General features: G+C 74.2%; 14 protein-coding genes. 5 read left to right on the forward strand and 9 right to left on the reverse strand.

Annotation, left to right across the window (positions count from 1 at the left end; translation table 11 throughout):
- Positions 1-82: 82 nt before the first annotated feature.
- Positions 83-1393, reverse strand: a complete 1311-nt coding sequence (locus ACFWXO_RS27905) for a sulfite oxidase (RefSeq protein ID WP_380526883.1) — start codon at positions 1391-1393, stop codon at positions 83-85.
- A 313-nt stretch (positions 1394-1706) separates the two neighbouring features.
- Between ACFWXO_RS27905 and ACFWXO_RS27910 the strand changes: the two genes are divergently transcribed.
- The 3 genes from ACFWXO_RS27910 (at position 1707) to ACFWXO_RS27920 (ending at position 5146) form a co-directional block, all read left to right on the forward strand.
- A complete protein-coding gene (locus ACFWXO_RS27910) occupies positions 1707-3359 on the forward strand; it encodes a BCCT family transporter (RefSeq protein WP_380526885.1) in 1653 nt (550 codons plus the stop codon).
- A gap of 144 nt (positions 3360-3503) precedes the next feature.
- Positions 3504-3683: a hypothetical protein gene (locus ACFWXO_RS27915; protein ID WP_375884919.1), complete on the forward strand. Its 180-nt coding sequence runs from the start codon at positions 3504-3506 to the stop codon at positions 3681-3683.
- Between the two features lie 89 nt (positions 3684-3772).
- Positions 3773-5146, forward strand: coding sequence for an FAD-dependent oxidoreductase (locus ACFWXO_RS27920; protein WP_380526887.1), 1374 nt, complete (start codon positions 3773-3775; stop codon positions 5144-5146).
- A 45-nt stretch (positions 5147-5191) separates the two neighbouring features.
- Here ACFWXO_RS27920 and ACFWXO_RS27925 read toward each other — a convergent pair whose 3' ends face one another.
- The gene (locus tag ACFWXO_RS27925; RefSeq protein ID WP_380526889.1) at positions 5192-6892 is read right to left on the reverse strand and encodes a DUF2398 family protein; all 1701 of its coding nucleotides are present in this window, start codon (positions 6890-6892) and stop codon (positions 5192-5194) included.
- Between the two features lie 234 nt (positions 6893-7126).
- Between ACFWXO_RS27925 and ACFWXO_RS27930 the strand changes: the two genes are divergently transcribed.
- Positions 7127-7834: a lysoplasmalogenase gene (locus ACFWXO_RS27930; RefSeq protein WP_380526891.1), complete on the forward strand. Its 708-nt coding sequence runs from the start codon at positions 7127-7129 to the stop codon at positions 7832-7834.
- A gap of 75 nt (positions 7835-7909) precedes the next feature.
- Here the strand turns inward: ACFWXO_RS27930 and ACFWXO_RS27935 are convergent, their stop codons facing one another.
- From ACFWXO_RS27935 to ACFWXO_RS27965, 7 genes are all read right to left on the reverse strand, one after another.
- Positions 7910-8497 (reverse strand): hypothetical protein, encoded by a 588-nt coding sequence (locus ACFWXO_RS27935; RefSeq protein ID WP_380526893.1) that lies wholly within the window; start codon positions 8495-8497, stop codon positions 7910-7912.
- Between the two features lie 184 nt (positions 8498-8681).
- A complete protein-coding gene (locus tag ACFWXO_RS27940; protein ID WP_380526895.1) occupies positions 8682-9485 on the reverse strand; it encodes an exodeoxyribonuclease III in 804 nt (267 codons plus the stop codon).
- A gap of 153 nt (positions 9486-9638) precedes the next feature.
- A complete protein-coding gene (gene ggt / locus ACFWXO_RS27945; RefSeq protein ID WP_380526897.1) occupies positions 9639-11426 on the reverse strand; it encodes a gamma-glutamyltransferase in 1788 nt (595 codons plus the stop codon).
- Between the two features lie 136 nt (positions 11427-11562).
- Positions 11563-12669: an ROK family glucokinase gene (locus ACFWXO_RS27950; protein ID WP_375884901.1), complete on the reverse strand. Its 1107-nt coding sequence runs from the start codon at positions 12667-12669 to the stop codon at positions 11563-11565.
- Positions 12666-13544, reverse strand: coding sequence for an ATP-binding cassette domain-containing protein (locus ACFWXO_RS27955; RefSeq protein ID WP_375884899.1), 879 nt, complete (start codon positions 13542-13544; stop codon positions 12666-12668). Before ACFWXO_RS27955 ends, ACFWXO_RS27950 begins: the two co-directional genes overlap by 4 nt.
- Positions 13541-14581, reverse strand: coding sequence for an ABC transporter permease (locus ACFWXO_RS27960; protein WP_380526899.1), 1041 nt, complete (start codon positions 14579-14581; stop codon positions 13541-13543). Before ACFWXO_RS27960 ends, ACFWXO_RS27955 begins: the two co-directional genes overlap by 4 nt.
- The gene (locus tag ACFWXO_RS27965) at positions 14578-15597 is read right to left on the reverse strand and encodes a substrate-binding domain-containing protein (protein WP_380526901.1); all 1020 of its coding nucleotides are present in this window, start codon (positions 15595-15597) and stop codon (positions 14578-14580) included. The genes ACFWXO_RS27960 and ACFWXO_RS27965 overlap by 4 nt, the downstream gene beginning before the upstream one ends.
- Before the next feature lie 310 nt (positions 15598-15907).
- Here ACFWXO_RS27965 and ACFWXO_RS27970 point away from each other — a divergent pair, with 310 nt between their 5' ends.
- Positions 15908-17041, forward strand: a complete 1134-nt coding sequence (locus ACFWXO_RS27970) for an alpha/beta hydrolase (RefSeq protein ID WP_380526903.1) — start codon at positions 15908-15910, stop codon at positions 17039-17041.
- Positions 17042-17152 lie beyond the last annotated feature (111 nt).

Genomic DNA, 17152 nt, shown 5'->3' on the forward strand with positions numbered 1-17152 from the left:
CCCGCGCGCCCCGAACCCGGACAGCCCCGAACCCGGACGGCCCCGGCCCCGGGCGTCCCGGCCCAGGCGTCCCGACGGCCGCTCAGACCACCGTCACCGGGTGCGCCACCACCGCGCCGAACAGGTAGCCCTCGCGGTTGAGGGCCGCCCGTTCGGGCTGGGTGGCGCCGCCGCGGTCGGTCGCGCGGGCGCGCAGCTCGTACCGGCCGGGCCGCTCGGGGCGCCAGCCGACGCTCCAGCGCGCCCAGTCCCCGGCGGGCGGCTCCCCGTCCAGCTCGGCGGGCCGCCAGCTGCGGCCGCCGTCGGTGCTCACCTCGACCAGCCGCACCGGGGCCGTACCGGACCAGGACCGCCCGTACAGGCGGTGCTCGCGCCCGGCCTCCAGTCGGGCGCCCTCGGCCAGTTCGAAGGCGGACTTGACCACCTGGGTGGTGAGCGCGACGCCGTCGGGCGGCCAGCCCGGGCCGTACATCCGGTAGAAGACGGTGTTCCAGGGCGACCGGAGCGGGTGGTCGGCCACCTCGATGCTGCCGACCCACTTGATCGAGGCGATACCGACCCAGCCGGGCACCACCAGTCGCACCGGCGCGCCGTGGTCGGGGATCAGCGGGGCCCCGTTCATCTCGTAGGCGAGCAGCGCGTCGTCCAGCGCCTTGGCGATCGGCAGCGGCCGGCGCACCGGGCCGTGGTTGGTGCCGTCGACGACGTAGTCCGGGTCCAGGCCGGCGGGCAGCACGTCCACCGCGCGGTCGGTCAGCCCGGCGGCCCGCAGCACCTCGGCGAGCCGCACGCCCCGCCAGGCCGCCGAGCCGACGCTGCCCAGCGTCCACGGGGTGCCGGGGACGCGCTGGCCCTGCTGGCGGTGGAAGTAGCCGCGGCCGTTGCCCGCGCACTCGATCAGCGCCTCGGTCCGGGTGGCGGGCAGCGCCCGCAGGTCGGCCAGGCCGAACTCGACCGCCCGTTCCGGCCCCGGAGCGCCGTGCAGGCCGCTGCCGAACAGCCGTAGCCGCCAGGTGGCCGGGTCGATCAGCGGGGTGCTGGTGTGGTTGCGGACGAAGAACCGTTCCACCGGGACGTGACGGCCGACGGCGGCCCCGCCGTCGGCCTCGCGCAGCGCGTCCCACCGCATCTCGGCGTTGGTGTCGCGCCGGACGAACCACCGGGCGGGCAGCGGTTTGACGATTCCGGGCAGCTCGATGCTTCCCGACGGGTCCATGCTTCCGGGCACGGGCCTGGCACCTCCTCGACGGCGGGGCACGACGGCATCCGGACGGCACTGTCCGGATGGCGCTCCCGCTCTCCCAGCGTAGGCGCTCCGGCGCTTTCCGTGACCAGGCCGGCGGGCGGCGGTTCCCGCCCGGGCCCGGCCGAGTACGCCCCCGGCGCCCGCCACCTAGAACTCCCCTCCGGGCAGCGGCCGATGGCCGAGGCCCTGCCCCAACCCCGCGCATCCGTCGAGGAGTTGGCCAAGGGCCGAACCGCCCCACCTCCACCGGGCCGGGGGCCGACGCGGGCAGCCGCCGGGCACTGTCCCCCGGCCCCGCGACCGCGCACCCGCCGGGCGGGGGCGGGCGGCCTGACGGGACGAAGGTCCCCACCCTCCGCCTGCCCGGCGCGCCCTCCCGCCGCGCACGCCGCCAACTGGACATAGTGCGACATACATCTTGAATCCCCCGTGTTCCCCGTATGTCGAGAGGTCCTCCCGCATGAGCAGCCAGCCGCCGCAGCCCTCCCCGCTTGTGCAGGAGCCCGACGAACCCGGCGAACCCGCCGCCACCCTCCCCACCGACCGGGCGGTCTTCGGGATCAGCGCCGTCCTGGTGCTCGCGGTGGTCGCCTGGGGCGTGTTCGCCGAGGACTCGCTCGGCCGCACCTCCAGCACGGCGCTCCGCTGGGTCCTGCACAACTTCGGCTGGCTGTTCGTGGTGGCCGCCGACGTCTTCCTGGTCCTCACCGTGCTGCTCGCCTTCAGCCGCTTCGGCCGGATCCGGCTCGGCCGCGACGACGACGAACCGGAGTTCTCCACCCTCGCCTGGGTCGCCATGATGTTCAGCGCGGGCATGGGCATCGGCCTGATGTTCTACGGCGTCGGCGAGCCCCTGCAACTGTTCGCCGCCCCGCAGCCCGGCTCCGGCCTCGAACCGCAGAGCGCGGCCGCCGCCCAGCAGGCGCTGGAGTTCTCGCTCTTCCACTGGACCCTCCACCCCTGGGCGATCTACGCGGTCGGCGGCCTCGCCCTCGCCTACACCACCTTCCGCAAGGGCCGGGGCAACCGGATCTCCGCCGCCTTCGTCCCGCTGATCGGGCAGCGCGGCGCGGACGGCTGGCAGGGCAGGGCGATCGACCTGCTCGCCGTCTTCGCCACCGTCTTCGGCTCCGCGACCAGCCTCGGGCTCGGCGCGCTCCAGGTCGCCGACGGCCTCGGCTACATCACCTCCGTGCGCAACACCCAGAACGCCCAGCTCGTCATCATCGGCTCGCTGACCGCCGCCTTCGTGCTCTCCGCGTTCTCCGGCGTCCACAAGGGCGTCAAGTGGCTCTCCACCGCGAACGTCGTGCTGGCCTCGCTGATCATGCTCTTCGTCTTCGTGTTCGGGCCGTCGGTGTTCGTCCTCGACTCGATCCCGTCCACCGTCGGCGGGTACCTCTCCGACCTGCTCGGGATGTCCACCCAGACCGGCGCCTTCACCGACGAGAGCTGGCTCGGCTCCTGGACGATCTTCTACTGGGCCTGGTGGCTCTCCTGGGCGCCCTTCGTCGGCACCTTCATCGCCCGGATCTCGCGCGGCCGCACCATCCGGCAGTTCCTGCTCGGCGTGCTGCTGGTGCCCAGCGGAGCCACCGTGATCTGGTTCTGCGTCATGGGCGGCACCGCGATCCGGCTCGTCGGCACCGGCACCGCCGACCTGGTCGCGACCATCCCGCGCGGCGCGGAGGCCTCGCTGTTCGAAATGCTGCGCTCGCTGCCGCTCGGCTCGGTCACCAGCGTGGTCGCGGTCCTGCTGGTGATGACCTTCTTCATCACCAGCGCCGACTCCGCCTCCCTGGTGCTCGGCTCGCTCTCCAGCCGCGGCTCGCTGCACCCGCGCACCCCGCTGGTGGTGGTCTGGGGCGTGCTGATGGGCGGGGTCGCGGCCGCCCTGCTGCTGGCCGGCGGGCTCACCGCGCTGCAGAACGCCACCATCCTGGTCGCGCTGCCCTTCGTCGTGGTGATGCTGCTGCTCTGCCTCTCCCTGGTGAAGGAGCTCCGCGAGGACCCGGCGGCCGGCCCCTCCCGCTTCCACCCCGCCCACGGCCTGCGGGACGCCGTCCGGGTCGCGGTGGGCGAGGCCCTCGCCGAGCGCGGCCGACGGCGCTGAGGCCCCCGACACACCGGCACTGACCAGCGCATACGCCCCACCCGGCGACCGGGTGGGGCGTATGCGGCCAAGTGACGCCCGATCCCCGCCCGGACTTCACCCGCGCGTACCGACCGTTCACACCGCCCTGGGAGCCTCCCTGTCATGAACGCCAGCCCTCAGGCGCCCTACCAGGAACCGCGCTTCCCGCTCCCCCAGCGCCACCGCCGTCTCCTCGCCTGCACCGCCGTCCTCGCCTCCATCGCCCTCGGCACCCTCGGGGTCGGTGCCACCGTGGAGACCGTCCAGCACGGCCCGATCGCCGCCGCCACCGCGAGCAGGTAGCCGGCCCCGCCCCGCGCCTGGGGGGTCATGTCAATCCGAAGATCAGCAAGCCCTATGATCGCTCTGCAACACGACGCGAAGGGGATGCAGTGGCGCGGGTTGCAATCATCGGTGGCGGGATCAGCGGGCTGGGAACGGCCCTCATGCTCGGACGACGGGGCCATGCCGTCACCCTGTTCGAGCAGGAGGCCCGACAGGCCGACACGGACCTGGACCAGGACTTCTACCACTGGAAGCGGCCCCGGGTCCCCCAGGCCGACCAGCCCCACTCCTTCCTCGCCCCGGTCCGCACGGTGCTGCGCGCCGAGGCCCCCGACGTCCACGCCGACCTGCTGGCCCGCGGCGCCCGGGAGTACCACGACTTCGACTGGTTCGACCAGCACCCGCCGCACCGGGACGGCGACGAGGACCTGGTGACCCTGCGCACCCGCCGCATCGTGCTGGAGGCCGCCCTCACCGCCGCCGTCCGCCGGGAGCCCTCCGTCGAGGTACGGCGCGGCCGCCGGGTGAGCGCCCTCACCCTCCAGGACGGAAACCCGCCCCGGGTCACCGGCCTGCGGGTCGACGACGGGACCCACCCGGCCGACCTGGTCGTCGACGCCGCCGGCCGCCGCTCCGCCGTCCCCGGCTGGCTGACGGCCGCCGGCTGCCGCCCGCCCGTCGTCGACAGCCACCGCACCGGCATCACCTACCTGTGCCGCTGGTACCGCCTGCGGGCCGACGGCCCGCGCGACCCGGGGCGGGTGCGGACCGGCTCGGTCGCGGGGTTCGCCGCCGCCGGGGTCTTCCCCTCCGACAACGACACCTTCGCGCTGAGCATGGTGCTCTCGACCGGCGACCCGACCCGCGGCGCACTCCTGGACCCCGCCGTGTTCGAGGCCGTCCTGCGCCGCTTCCCCGCCTGCGCCGCCTGGCTCGACCTCGACCCCGAACCCCGCTCGGCCGTCCTGGCGATGGCCGGCCTGGACAACCGCTGGACCTCCCTCACCGACGACGCCGGCCCCGTCGTCACCGGCCTGGTCAACGCCGGGGACAGCCTCGTCCACACCAACCCCACCCTCGGCCACGGCGTCGCCCTCGGCCTGCTCGCCGGCCAGTACCTCGCCGGCCACGCCGACCAGGTCGCCGCCGACCCCGCCGGCTACCACGACTGGGCCGCCCGGACCCTGCGCCCCTGGTTCGACGCCCAGGTGGCCGGCGACCGCACCAACGAGCAGCGCCTGCTGGACGGTTCGGCCCTCCCCGAGCGCCGCACCGCCGCCCTCGCCGCCTGCGCCTTCGACGACCCGGTCGTCATGCGCGCCCGCGCCCACGTCCGCCACCTGGTCCGTACGCCCGAGGAGGCCTTCGGCAGCGAGGAGGTCGACCGCCACGTCACCGCCTGGCTGGCCGCCCGCCCCGACTTCACCCCCCGGCACGACGGACCCACCCGCAGCGAATGGGAAGCCCTCATCCCGGCCTGACCGCCCACGGCCCGCCCCGGCCCGGCAGTCGCCGGGGTCCGGGGCTCAACTCCCCGACGGGGCGGCGGGGCGGGAGTGGCGGCCGGTGCCGGGGGTGGGGTGGAGGTCCGGGGCCGGGGCGTAGCGGGCGGCCGGGGGGCGCAGCAGCCAGGTGGTGCGGGGCGTGGGGGTGATCAGGCCGAGCCGGTGCAGGAGGTCGAGGGCGTCGCGGCGCAGGGCGGTGCGGTCGGCGAGGTAGCGGGCCGGGAGGTCGTGGTCGTCGGCGATGTCGCCGAGGAGGCCGTCTATCAGCGCGTCGGCGATCGGTACGTCGCCCTCGGTGGCCTCGCCGGGCAGCGGCCGGACCTCCTCCACCAGGCCTTCGACCAGCAGCAGGGCGGCCTGGGAGAGGGTGCCGGTGCCGGGGAGGGCGAGGTCGGTGAGTTCGGCGGCCGGGTCGAGCAGGGCGACGCCCTCGGCCCGCAGTTCGGCCTCCAGCCCGAGGAAGTCCGCGAGCGCGGCCGGGCCGCTGAGCCGGTGCTCGTGCAGCCAGGCGCGCCGGTCCTCGGGGAGGTCGGCGGCGAGGACGGCGGGCGTCTCGGCGAGGAGGCGCCGCACGGCGGTAGCGGGTTCGGCCTCGGCGGCACGGCGGATCAGGTCGGCGGCGTCGGCGGCGAGGGCGGGCGGTCCGGCCGGGACGGCGCGGGCGAGTTCGCGGTCGACGGTCAGCACGAAGGCGGTGTCGGCCGGGTCGGCCGGCAGGTCGCCGAGCACCTGCCAGTCGGCCAGCGCGGCGAGCGCCATCGCGGGGGCGTCCGGGTCGGCCGCCTGGGCCGCGAGGTCGGGGGCGGCGGACCGCATCGCGTCGAGCAGCCGCCCGTACGGGAGTTGTTCGGGGGCATCGACGAGCAGGGCCAGGGCGAGGGCGAGCTGGGCGTAGCCGGCCGGGGTGAACGGGGCACCGGTGGCCGGGTGTTCGAGGCGGCGGGCGGCGCCGGGGCCGAGGCCGGCCTTGCAGAGCCGGGCGTGCCAGGGGCCGACGACCAGGCGGTAGCCGAGCAAGGTGTCGAAGCGTTCGACGAGCCAGTCGCGGTGACGGCGGATCAGCGGGAAGCCGTCGGCGTGCGGGCCGGAGGCGGTGACCAGCGGGTGGGCGAGCAACAGCCGTGCGGCGATGCGGCGTTCGGCGTCGGGGAGTTCCTCGCCCGCCGGTTCCGGGGCGTCGCCGGGCAGCTCCGGCAGGGCCCGGGTGCGCTCCGGCCTGCGGTGGCGGCCGGGCCGGCCGGACTTGGCGCCCGACCGGACGACGGGCAGGGCGGCGGCGTCGCGCCGGGCGCGGCGCAGGCCGCCGTCGGCGCGCCCCTCGCGGGCCTCACGGGCGCGCGGGACGGCGGCCGTGTGGGCGGTCGGGCCGTGCCACCAGCTGACGCCGGGGTCGCCGGGCTCGGCGGCGGCACCGAGGTGCCGGGCGGGGTAGAGGCCGAAGGAGGCGGTGCACAGGTCGTCGGCGGCGCCGGGGGCGGCGGCGGCGAACCAGTGGGCGAGCCGGAGCAGTCCCGGGTCGGGCGAGAGCGCCCCGTCGGGCTCCTGCGGACCGTCAGCACCGTGCTCACCCGCGGCATCGGCCGGGTCGGCGGGCCCGGCGGCTTCGGGTCCGCGTACGGCGAGGACGGCGGCGGCGGTTCCCCGGCCTGCCCCGCCCCTGCGTCCGTCCGGCCTGCCGGCGGCCACCCGGGTGGCGCCGACCGCGTACTCCTGCTGCTCCATGTCGGGGTCCAGCGTAGACGGTGACCGGCTCACCCGGTGGCAGCAACCGTGCTCCTGAGGAAGTCTCCGCAAGAGCCCTCGAAGCGGTCGCCGGTGCTCCGCTCTCCCGGCCGGGCCGTCACTCCCCTTCCCCCACCCGGGTTACGCACCGGTAACCTGGTCTTCCCCCACCCCGCCGACTCCCTTAGGGTCGGTGGACCCCCCACCCCGGGCGACCTCGGAGGCAGACGCCGCATGAGCATCCGTACGACCACCCGCGCCACCGGCCTCGGCGGGCGCCTGCGTTCGGCCACCGGCCTGCTCGGCGGCTTCGCGGCCACCTCGGCGGTGCACCTGGGCTCGATCCTCTCCGGGGCCCCGGTGCTGCGCAACGCCACCAAGCCGGCCCTGATGCCGCTGCTGGCCGCGCACAGCGTGGCGACGGCGGCCCGGACCGAGCGCGAGCTGCCGAAGCTGCTGACCCCGGCACTGCTGGCGAGCGCGGGCGGGGACGTACTGCTGCAGTTGAAGGACGACACCGCGTTCCTGGCCGGGATGGGCTCGTTCGCGGCCGCGCACGTCTGCTACGTCGCGATGTTCGTCCAGCGCGGGGCGCTCACCGACCGGCGGCGCGCCCTGGTGGTCGCGGCCGCGTACGCGGCGGCCTGGGCGGGCATGATCGGGCGGCTCTGGCCGGACCTCGGGGAGCTCAAGGTCCCGGTGGCCGGCTACAGCCTGCTGCTCACCTCGACGGCGGTCACCTCAGCCGGCCTGGGCTGGCGGACCGGGCTGGGCGGGGCGCTGTTCCTGCTCTCCGACACCCTGATCGCGACCCAGCTGGCGAAGTGGCGCGAGCTGCCGGGGCATCAGTTCTGGATCATGGCGACGTACGTGCTGGCCCAGTACCTGCTGGCCAGCGGCCTCCTCCAGCACGAGGAGGGGCAGGACCGGGCGGCCCTCTGACGCGCCGCCACGCCGCCGGTCCGATCAGGTCAGGGCTCGGCGGCGCGGCGTGGGCGTACGCGGGGGGCGGGGCCGTCAGGCACTGCGCCTGCGGAGCAGCCAGAAGCCGCCGATGCCGCCCGCGACCAGGGCCAGCCCTCCCGCCAGCTCCGCCGGGTCCGCCGCGACCGAGCCGCCGAGCCCGGTCTTCACCGCGCCGTGCGGGGCGACCTGCTGGCTGCCGGCGCCGGACTGGCCCAGCGAGCCGGCCCACTCCCCCGCCGCCTTGCCCCAGTCGCCGAGGCCCTTGTCGGGGGCGGTGGCGGTCACCGTGGTGACCTTGACGGTGGTGGAGAAGGCGCCGCCGTCCGGGCAGGTGCCGTCGACCTTGCTGTCCCCGTTGCGCTCGGAGGCGAGCCGGGCGGAGCCGGTGTGCCTGCCGTCGGAGCCCAGGGTGAGGGTCGCGGGGCCGCCCTCGAAGGCGGCGGAGTGGGCGGTGATGGTCTTGGCGTCGGGCTTGTCCGACTTCTCGCAGGAGACCGTGACCGTCACGGTCTGGCCCGGTGCGGCCTGGGACGGGCTGACCGAGGCCGCGCCGTCCCTGGCTGCTGCGAGGGGGGCCGTCAGACCGGTCAGCACCGTCGCGCCGATCAGGGCGGCGGCGGCCGTACGCGTGGGGCGCATGCCGGAACCTCCGGGATTCTCGGGCGCAGCCGGGGACTCCCATGTCCACGTGGTGTGTCAACTGCACCCGGTCTTTCACCGACGGTAGGCAGGCCCGGTGGGCCCGGCCACCGCTCAGGACCGTTCGGGCGACGGCCCGTCACCTCATGTGATCGTCACACGGCGTCACCGCGGCCCCGGGGGCTCAGAGGTCCAGGTCCACCACGACCGGGGCGTGGTCCGAGGTGCCCTTGCCCTTGCGGGCCTCGCGGTCCACGTAGCTGTCGGTGACGGCGTCCGCGAAGGGCTTGTTGGCGTAGGTGAGGTCGATCCGCATGCCGCGGTTCTTCGGGAACGCCAGCTGGCGGTAGTCCCAGTAGGTGTAGGGGTGGTCGTACTTGAGGGGGCGCGGCACCACGTCGTGCAGGCCGACCTCGCCCAGCGCCGCCAGCGCGGCGCGCTCGACCGGGGTGACGTGGGTGAGGCCCTCGAAGGCGGCGACGTCGTAGACGTCCGCGTCGGTGGGGGCGATGTTGAAGTCCCCGAGGACGGCGAAGGGGCGGGGGCCGGCCGCGTCCTCGGCGGAGGCCTTGCGCAGCGCCTCCAGCCACTCCAGCTTGTAGTGATAGTGCAGGTGGTCGACCTCGCGGCCGTTGGGCACGTAGACCGACCAGACCCGGACCGGGCCGCAGGTGGCGGCGACGGCGCGCGGCTCGACGTCGGGCAGCAGGGCGCCGTCGGCCAGGTAGCCGGGCTGGCCGGGCAGGTCGCGCACGACGTCCTCCAGGCCGATCCGGGAGACGATCGCCACGCCGTTCCACCGGCCGTTGCCGTGCGCGGCCGTCTCGTAGCCGAGCTCGCGGACCGGCTCGTACGGGAAGGCGTCGGCCGCGCACTTGAGCTCCTGGAGGCAGAGCACGTCGGGCTTGGCGCTCTCCAGCCACTCCAGGAGCTTGGGCAGCCGGGCGGTGACGGAGTTGATGTTCCAGGTGGCGATGCGGACGGTCACGGCGGGCGGCCTTCCCGGTGGTTCGGTCGGTACGGACGGGGGTGGGCCCCACGGGGAGACCCACCCCGAACATACCGCCCGGCACCGACAACCCGGCCCGACCGGCGCCGCGGCCGGGCGCTCGACGGCCGGCACCGCGCCGCGGCCGGGCGGTCAGCCCGCGGGGCGGACCACCGCGGCCGAGCCGCCGCCGCGTCGCACCGGCTCGGCGGCGGCCACCCAGCGGCCGTCCGGCAGCCGCTCCACGCCGGTGGCGGCGCCGATCTCGCCGCCGTCGGCGAACCGGTGCCCGAGGGCCTCCAGCGCGGACCGCTCCGGCAGCGCCAGGAAGCCGGGCTCGGCCTGGGTGACGGCGCTGTTGCGCTGGCTGGCGCGCGGCGCGGCGATCGCCTGCTCCAGGCTCAGGCCCCGGTCGAGGCGGCCGAGCAGCACCTGGAGGGTGGTGGTGATGATGGTCGCGCCGCCCGGGCTGCCGGTGGCGAGCAGCGGCTCGCCGTCGCGCAGCACGATGGTCGGGGACATCGAGGAGCGCGGCCGCTTGCCCGGTCCGGGCAGGTTGGGGTCGGGGACGCCGGCGGCGAGCGGGACGAAGTCGAAGTCGGTCAGCTCGTTGTTGAGCAGGAAGCCCCGGCCGGGGACGGTGATGCCGCTGCCGCCGGTCTGCTCGATGGTGAGGGTGTAGGAGACGATGTTGCCCCAGCGGTCCGCCACCGTCAGGTGGGTGGTGTTGGGGCCCTCGTACGGCTCGGGGAGGGCCGGCCCGGTGTCCGCGCAGTCGGCCGGGTGGTACGGGTCGCCGGGGGCGAGCGGGCTGGTGAGCGCGTGGTCCGGGCTGATCAGGCAGGCCCGGGAGGCGGCGTAGCGCTCGGAGAGCAGCTGCCGGGTCGGGACGTCGCCGAAGGCCGGGTCGCCGACCCAGCGGTTGCGGTCGGCGAAGGCGATCCGCGAGGCCTCCAGGAAGTGGTGGTAGTACTGCGTGCTGCTGGAGCCGGAGAGGTCGCCGTCCTCCAGGATGTGCAGCGCCTCGCCGACGGTGGTGCCGCCGGAGCTGGACGGGGCCATCGAGTAGACGTCGTAGTCGCGGTAGGCGACGTGGGTGGGCGCCTGGCGGCGGGCCTGGTAGGCGGCCAGGTCGGCGGCGTCGACCTTCCCGGGGCGGGCGTTGCGGCCGGAGGCCGGGTCGACCGGCGGGTGCTGCACGGTGTCGGCGATGTCCTGTGCCAACGCGCCCTGGTAGAAGGCCTTCACGCCGTCCTTGGCGAGCAGCCTGTAGGTCGCGGCGAGGTCGGGGTTGCGCAGGACGGAACCGACCTCGGGGAGCTTGCCGTTCGGCAGGAAGATCTTGGCGGTGGCCGGGAAGTCCTTGAAGCGGCTGTAGTTGTCGGAGGTCTGGCCGCGGAAGGTGTCGTCGACGACGAAGCCGTTCTCGGCGATCCGCTCGGCGGGTTCGAGGTTCTGCGCGAGCGAGCGGGTGCCCCACTGGCGCAGTGCGGAGTCCCAGGTGGCCGGGGTGCCGGGGACGCCGACGGACAGTCCGCTGGTGACGGCGTCGGCGAAGGCGAGCGGCTTGCCGCCCTCCAGGAACAGTCCGGTGTCGGCGGTGCGGCCGGCCGTCTCGCGGCCGTCGACGGTGTGCACCGTGCCGGTGGCGTGGTCGTAGTAGACGAAGTACCCGCCGCCGCCGATCCCGGAGGAGTAGGGCTCGGTCACGCCGAGCGCGGCCGCGGCGGCGACGGCCGCGTCCACCGCGTTCCCGCCCTTGCGCAGCACCTCGATGCCGGCGGCGGTGGCGTCGGCGTCCACCGAGGCCACCGCCCCGCCCCAGCCCACCGCCTCGGGCGCCTTGGGCGGTGGCGCCGCGGCGCCGGCGGGGCCGGTGGTGGCCCAGACCAGTGCGGTGGCGATCAGCAGTGATGGCGCTAGGCGGGTCAGGGCCCTCATCCGGTCCTCCTGAGTCGACGTCACGTCAGTTGTTCCACAGGAGACATGAATCCGACAACCACACCGCACGGCTACCAACGGGTAGTTGACAGGAGGGACGGAGGGGACGCCCTGTTCCCCGCCGCCCCTGGCCCCGCTACGGCGCGCTGCGCTCCACCCGGCGCCGTTTGATGGTGCGGAACCGCCGTGCGACCTGCCGCGCCAGGTCGGCGGCGCCGACCAGCCCGGCCTCGTTGCCGAGGGCCGCGTGCACGATGCTGGCCTCGGGCCGGAAGCCGCGGCCGGTGAGGGTGCGGCGGAAGGTGTCCCGGGCCGGGCCGAGCAGCAGGTCGCCGGCCTCGGAGACGCCGCCGCCGATGACGAAGCGCCCCGGGTCGAGGCCGGCCGCCAGGTTGGCGATGCCGACCCCGAGCCAGGTGCCGACCTCGTAGAGCAGCTCGACGGCGGTCGGGTCGCCCTCCCGGGCGGCCTCGGTGACCAGCGGTCCGGTGATGCCCTCGACGGTGCCGCCGGCCCGGGCGAGCAGCTGCTGCACCACCGGGGACTCCTCCGCGACCAGTTCCCGGGCGTCCCGCACCAGGGCGTTGCCGGAGGAGTACTGCTCCCAGCAGCCGCGGTTGCCGCACGGGCAGCGGTGGCCGCCGGGCACCACCTGCATGTGCCCGAACTCGCCCGCCAGGCCGTACTTCCCGCGGTCGACGTAGCCGTCCCGGACGACCGCGCCGCCGATGCCGGTGCCCAGGGTGAGCATCACCATGTGGTCCTCGCCGCGCCCGGCGCCGAAGCGCCACTCGGCCCAGGCGGCCGCGTTGGCGTCGTTCTCCACGATCACCGGGAACCGCAGCCGCTCGCTGAGCGCCTGCTGGAGCGGCTCGTTGCGCCAGTTGAGGTGCGGAGCGAAGAGCACCCGGGAGCGCTCGGCGTCGACCCAGCCGGCCGCGCCGATGCCGACCGCGTGGACGTCGTGCCGGTCGGAGAGCTGGAGCACCAGCTCGACGATCACGTCCTCGACGACCTTGGCGCTCTTGCTCTTGTGCGGGGTGTCGGTGCGCAGCTTCTCCAGCACCTTCCCCTCGCCGTCGACGACCCCGGCGACCACCTTGGTGCCGCCGATGTCGACGCCGATGGTGGGCAGCCGCAGTATGCCCGCGGGCAGGGCGCGGCGGCGGCGCTCGGCGCGCGGGCCGAGGCCGAGCAGGGTGGGCAGGACGGCCGGCCGAGTGCTGCCATGGGGGCTGGTCACGGCTGCGGACGCTCCTCACGAGAGTCGGGTTCGGTGGGACCGGGGGCCGACGGCCGGGCCAGCTCGTGCGAGAGTTCGGCGAGGTCGGAGCCGCCGGCCATCTCGGTGGTGAGCTGTTCGAGGCCGATCTCGGCGCGCGGGTGGCTGCCGGCCGTCCGCCCCCGTTTCAGCAGGGTGAAGTGATCGCCCACCAGGTAGGCGTGGTGCGGGTTGTGGGTGATCAGGACGACCCCGAGCCCGGCGTCGCGGGCCGCGGTGACGTACTTGAGGACCACCCCGGACTGCTTGACGCCGAGCGCGGCGGTCGGCTCGTCCAGGATGAGCACCTTGGCGCCGAAGTGCACGGCCCGGGCGATCGCCACGCACTGGCGCTGGCCGCCGGACAGGGTGCCGATCGGCCGGTCGACGTCGTGCAGGTCGATGCCCATCCGGGCGAGCGCCTCGCGGGTGGTGGCGCGCATGCCCTCGGCGTCCAGCCGCAGGCCGCCCCAGCGGCGGGTGCCCCGCTCGGAGCCGAGGAAGAAGTTGCGCCACACCGGCATCAGCGGGACGACGGCGAGGTCCTGGTAGACGGTGGCGATGCCGCGGTCCAGCGCCTGGCGCGGGGAGTCCAGCCGGACCTCCTCGCCGCCGACGGTGTAGCGGCCCTCGTCGTGCCGGTGCAGCCCCGCGATGATCTTGATCAGGGTGGACTTGCCGGCCCCGTTGTCGCCGAGCACGCAGCTGATCTCGCCGGCCCGCAGGGTCAGCGAGACGTCCTGCAGCGCGCGGACCGTCCCGTAGGTCTTGCCGACGCCCTCCAGCGCGAGCAGTTCGGTGCCCGCCGGTTCGGTGGCCACCGGGCGCTCCGTGCCGGAGCCGAGCTGGTCGTTCATCGCGGACCCCGTTCCGCCCGGCGCTTGACGTAGGCGTTGAGCAGCGCGGCCAGCAGCAGCATCGCGCCGAGGAAGAACTTGAACCAGTCCGGGTTCCACTGGGCGTAGATGATCCCCTTGCTGGCCATGCCGAAGATCAGCGCGCCGAGCGCGGAGCCGGCCACCGAGCCGTAGCCGCCGGTGATCAGGCAGCCGCCGATCACCGCCGCGACGATGTAGATCAGCTCGTTGCCGACGCCCTCGCCGGACTGCACGGTGTCGAAGGAGAACAGCAGGTGCTGCCCGAGCACCCAGGCGCCGAAGCCGACGCCCAGGTAGAGCAGCGTCTTGGTCCGGGCGACCGGCACGCCGACCGCGCGGGCGGCCGCCGCGTCGCCGCCGACGGCGAAGATCCAGTTGCCGAAGCGGGTGCGCAGCAGCGCCCAGCTGCCGACCACCAGCAGGCCGAGCCACCACCAGACGGTGGCCTTGACCGTCAGTCCGCCGATGTTCACCTCGGAGGCGAACAGCCACCGGCAGCTCTCGAAGCCCTGCATGTCGGCGATCGACTTGGTGGAGACCGTCCCGGAGATCGCCTTGGTGACGCCCAGGTTGGCGCCGGTCAGCATCAGGAAGGTGCCGAGGGTGACGATGAAACTGGGCAGCCTGGTGCGGCCGAGCATCCAGCCGTTGAACCCGCCGATCGCCAGCGTGGTGGCCAGCGAGACCAGCACGCCGACCCAGGTGACGGCGGTGAACTGGTAGGACACCATCGAGGAGGTCAGCGCGGCGGTGGTGACCAGCACGCCGGCCGACAGGTCGAACTCGCCGCCGATCATCAGCAGCGAGACCGGCACGGCCATGATCCCGATGGTGGAGGCCGCGTAGAGCACGGTGCCCAGCGAGGAGACCCGCAGGAACGGTTCGGCGACGGCGGCGAAGACCGTGAACACCGCGACGGCCGCGATCAGCGAGCCCAGCTCCGGGCGGGCGAGGAGGCGCCGCAGGGCGGCCGGACGGTCCTGGACGAGCAGGTCCGGGGTGGTGGAACCGCTCACCTGGTCCCCCTCGCGACGTACTCGGCGAGCGCGTCGGCGTCGTCCTTGGTCAGGATCTGCGGGCCGGTCGCGACGGGCTTGCCGCCGCCGAGCATGTCCAGGTTGGACCGGTACAGCCAGAGCAGGTCGACGCCCTCGTAGCCCTGGAGGTAGGGCTGCTGGTCGACGGCGAAGCCGACGCTGCCGGACTTGAGCCCCGCGACCACCTGCGGTCCCAGGTCGAAGGTGTCCAGCTCCACGCCGCGGTGGGCGTCCTGGACGGCCTGCAGTCCGGTGGCGGCCATCGGGCCGGACAGGGTGAGCACGGTGTCGATGGAGGGGTCGGCCTGGAGCTTGGCGGAGACCGACGCCCGGGCGTCGGGCATGTCGACGCCGTTGACGTACAGCACCTGGAAGCCGCCGCCGGCCTTGGACTGGGCGCCGGAGCAGCGCTGCTCCTGGCCGACGTTGCCCTGCTCGTGGATCACGCACAGCACGTTCTTGCGGCCGCGCGAGGCCAGCTCGGCGCCGGCCGCCTGGCCGGCCGAGGACTCGTCCTGGCCGATGTGGGTGAGCGCGCCGAACTTCGCGGAGAACTCCTGACCGGAGTTGATCGTGATGACCGGGATGCCGGCCGCCTTGGCCTTGCCGAGGACGCCGGCCATCGCGTCGCCCTTGGCGAGGGTGACCAGCAGGCCGTCGACCTTCTGGTCGATGGCGGCCTGGACGAGCTGGACCTGGTTCTGGGTCTGCGCGTCGTTGGAGTACAGGAAGGTGATGTTGTCCTTGGCGGCGGCCTGCTCGGCGCCCTTGCGCACGCTGTCCCAGAAGGCGTCGCCGGCGCCGGCGTGGGTCACCATGGCGACCTTCCAGCGCGGGGTGGTGACGGCGCTGCCACCGGCGGCCGCGGCCTTGGCGCGGGCCTCCTCGGCGCGTCTGCCTCCGGTACTGCTGCAACCGGCCGCGGTGACCGCGAGGGCCAGGACGGCGCACACGGGCCAGAAGCGGCGGGACGGGCGAAAGCGGGTTGTGCTCATCCCCATAGTCTCTCTGGCCCGGCCGCGCGGGATCGCACCGCCTCGCCCGGCGGTGCGAACGGCGCGCCAGGTAAGGTGCCCCGGGGGACCTTCCTGGAAGTTCGCTGAACATCTGGTCCGGAGCACCGCCGTCCGGGTGACAGACTAGGCGCCAACCCGAAGCGGGAACAACTCTGAAACGTGATGTTCCTCTCAGGTTCCGCACAGATTCGGACAGCAACCGATCATCCGCTGGTTGCCGTCTGATGCCATTGACGTGCGTCCGGGCGAGTGGGGCCCGGGCGGCGAGCGACCCGGATACGAGAACGCGATGGAACTGACAGGTACGCCATTCCTCATCCTCACCGTCATCCTGGTGCCGGTGTCCATCACAGTGGCGCTGCTCTTCTGGGGGAAGGTGCGCGGCCCCCAGCCGGTGCGCACCCTGTCCCGGATCGTCATGATCATGTTCTGCCAGGTCACCGCCGTGCTGATGGTCTTCGTGATGGTCAACAACGCGAACCTGATCTACGGCAACTGGGACGACCTGCTCGGCACCGGTGACCACGTCCGCGCGGTGCCCTCGGTGGCGCCGGTGGACCCGGCCGGCAACGGCAAGGACGGCTCCGGCGACGCCGCCAAGCAGCCGCCGAAGGTGCTGCAGAAGTTCGGCGGCGTGAACGACCCGGCGGTGCCCGGCGACGTCCAGAAGACCGAGCTCAAGGGCCAGGTCTCCGGAGTCGACGGCGAGGTGCTGGTCTGGCTGCCGCCGCAGTACAACGACCCGGCGTTCAAGGACAAGAAGTTCCCGGTCGTCGAGCTGATCCCCGGCTACCCGGGCTCCTCCTCCACCTGGTACGGCACCCTCAAGGTCTCCGAGCAGCTCAAGCCGCTGATGCAGCAGGGCAAGGTCGCGCCCTTCATCCTGGTCTCGCCGCGCACCCTGCTGCTGGGCAGCCACCAGGACGCCGGCTGCACCGACATCCCCGGCAAGATCAACGCGGACGCCTGGATCACCCGCGACGTCCCGCAGATGGTGATGGACAACTTCCGCGCCGACCCGTCCTCGGACCGCTGGGCGATCGCCGGCTACTCGGCCGGCGCCCACTGCGCGGCCAAGCTCGCACTCGCCCACCCCAACCGCTACCGCGCCGCCATCGCGATGTCCGGCTACAACGACCCGGCCACCGAGGGCGACTCGCTGGTCGGCAAGGACCCGAAGCTGCGCACCGAGAACAACCCGGTCAACATCCTCAAGTCCGCCCAGCAGCCGCCGAAGGTCGCCCTGCTGGTCAGCGGCGCCAAGGGCGACGGCTACGAGGACGGCCAGGCGATCGCCGCCGCGGCCAAGGAGCCGACCAAGGTCCAGGTCGAGGAGAGCACCGGCCCGCACACCACCGACATGTGGAAGCGGATGGTCCCGAGCGCCTTCGAGTGGCTGACCGGGGTCATCCCGGTGCAGTGACCGACCGGCACCGCCGGGAGAACGGCCGGGGGCCCCTGTCTCTTATACACATCACCCAGCCCACGAGACCACAAAAAAACGCGGTGTGCGCGGGGGGGTGGGAGAGAGAGG

The sequence above is a fragment of the Kitasatospora sp. NPDC059088 genome (assembly GCF_042738155.1).
GTDB lineage: Bacteria > Actinomycetota > Actinomycetes > Streptomycetales > Streptomycetaceae > Kitasatospora.

What these genes read in the sequence shown, in the direction of transcription:
- ACFWXO_RS27915 (WP_375884919.1), top strand. Translation starts at nt 3,504, where the DNA reads ATGAACGCCAGCCCTCAGGCGCCCTACCAGGAACCGCGCTTCCCGCTC.
- ggt (WP_380526897.1), bottom strand. Translation starts at nt 11,426, where the DNA reads ATGAGGGCCCTGACCCGCCTAGCGCCATCACTGCTGATCGCCACCGCA.
- ACFWXO_RS27955 (WP_375884899.1), bottom strand. Translation starts at nt 13,544, where the DNA reads ATGAACGACCAGCTCGGCTCCGGCACGGAGCGCCCGGTGGCCACCGAA.
- ACFWXO_RS27910 (WP_380526885.1), top strand. Translation starts at nt 1,707, where the DNA reads ATGAGCAGCCAGCCGCCGCAGCCCTCCCCGCTTGTGCAGGAGCCCGAC.
- ACFWXO_RS27930 (WP_380526891.1), top strand. Translation starts at nt 7,127, where the DNA reads ATGAGCATCCGTACGACCACCCGCGCCACCGGCCTCGGCGGGCGCCTG.
- ACFWXO_RS27935 (WP_380526893.1), bottom strand. Translation starts at nt 8,497, where the DNA reads ATGCGCCCCACGCGTACGGCCGCCGCCGCCCTGATCGGCGCGACGGTG.
- ACFWXO_RS27965 (WP_380526901.1), bottom strand. Translation starts at nt 15,597, where the DNA reads ATGAGCACAACCCGCTTTCGCCCGTCCCGCCGCTTCTGGCCCGTGTGC.
- ACFWXO_RS27970 (WP_380526903.1), top strand. Translation starts at nt 15,908, where the DNA reads ATGGAACTGACAGGTACGCCATTCCTCATCCTCACCGTCATCCTGGTG.
- ACFWXO_RS27925 (WP_380526889.1), bottom strand. Translation starts at nt 6,892, where the DNA reads ATGGAGCAGCAGGAGTACGCGGTCGGCGCCACCCGGGTGGCCGCCGGC.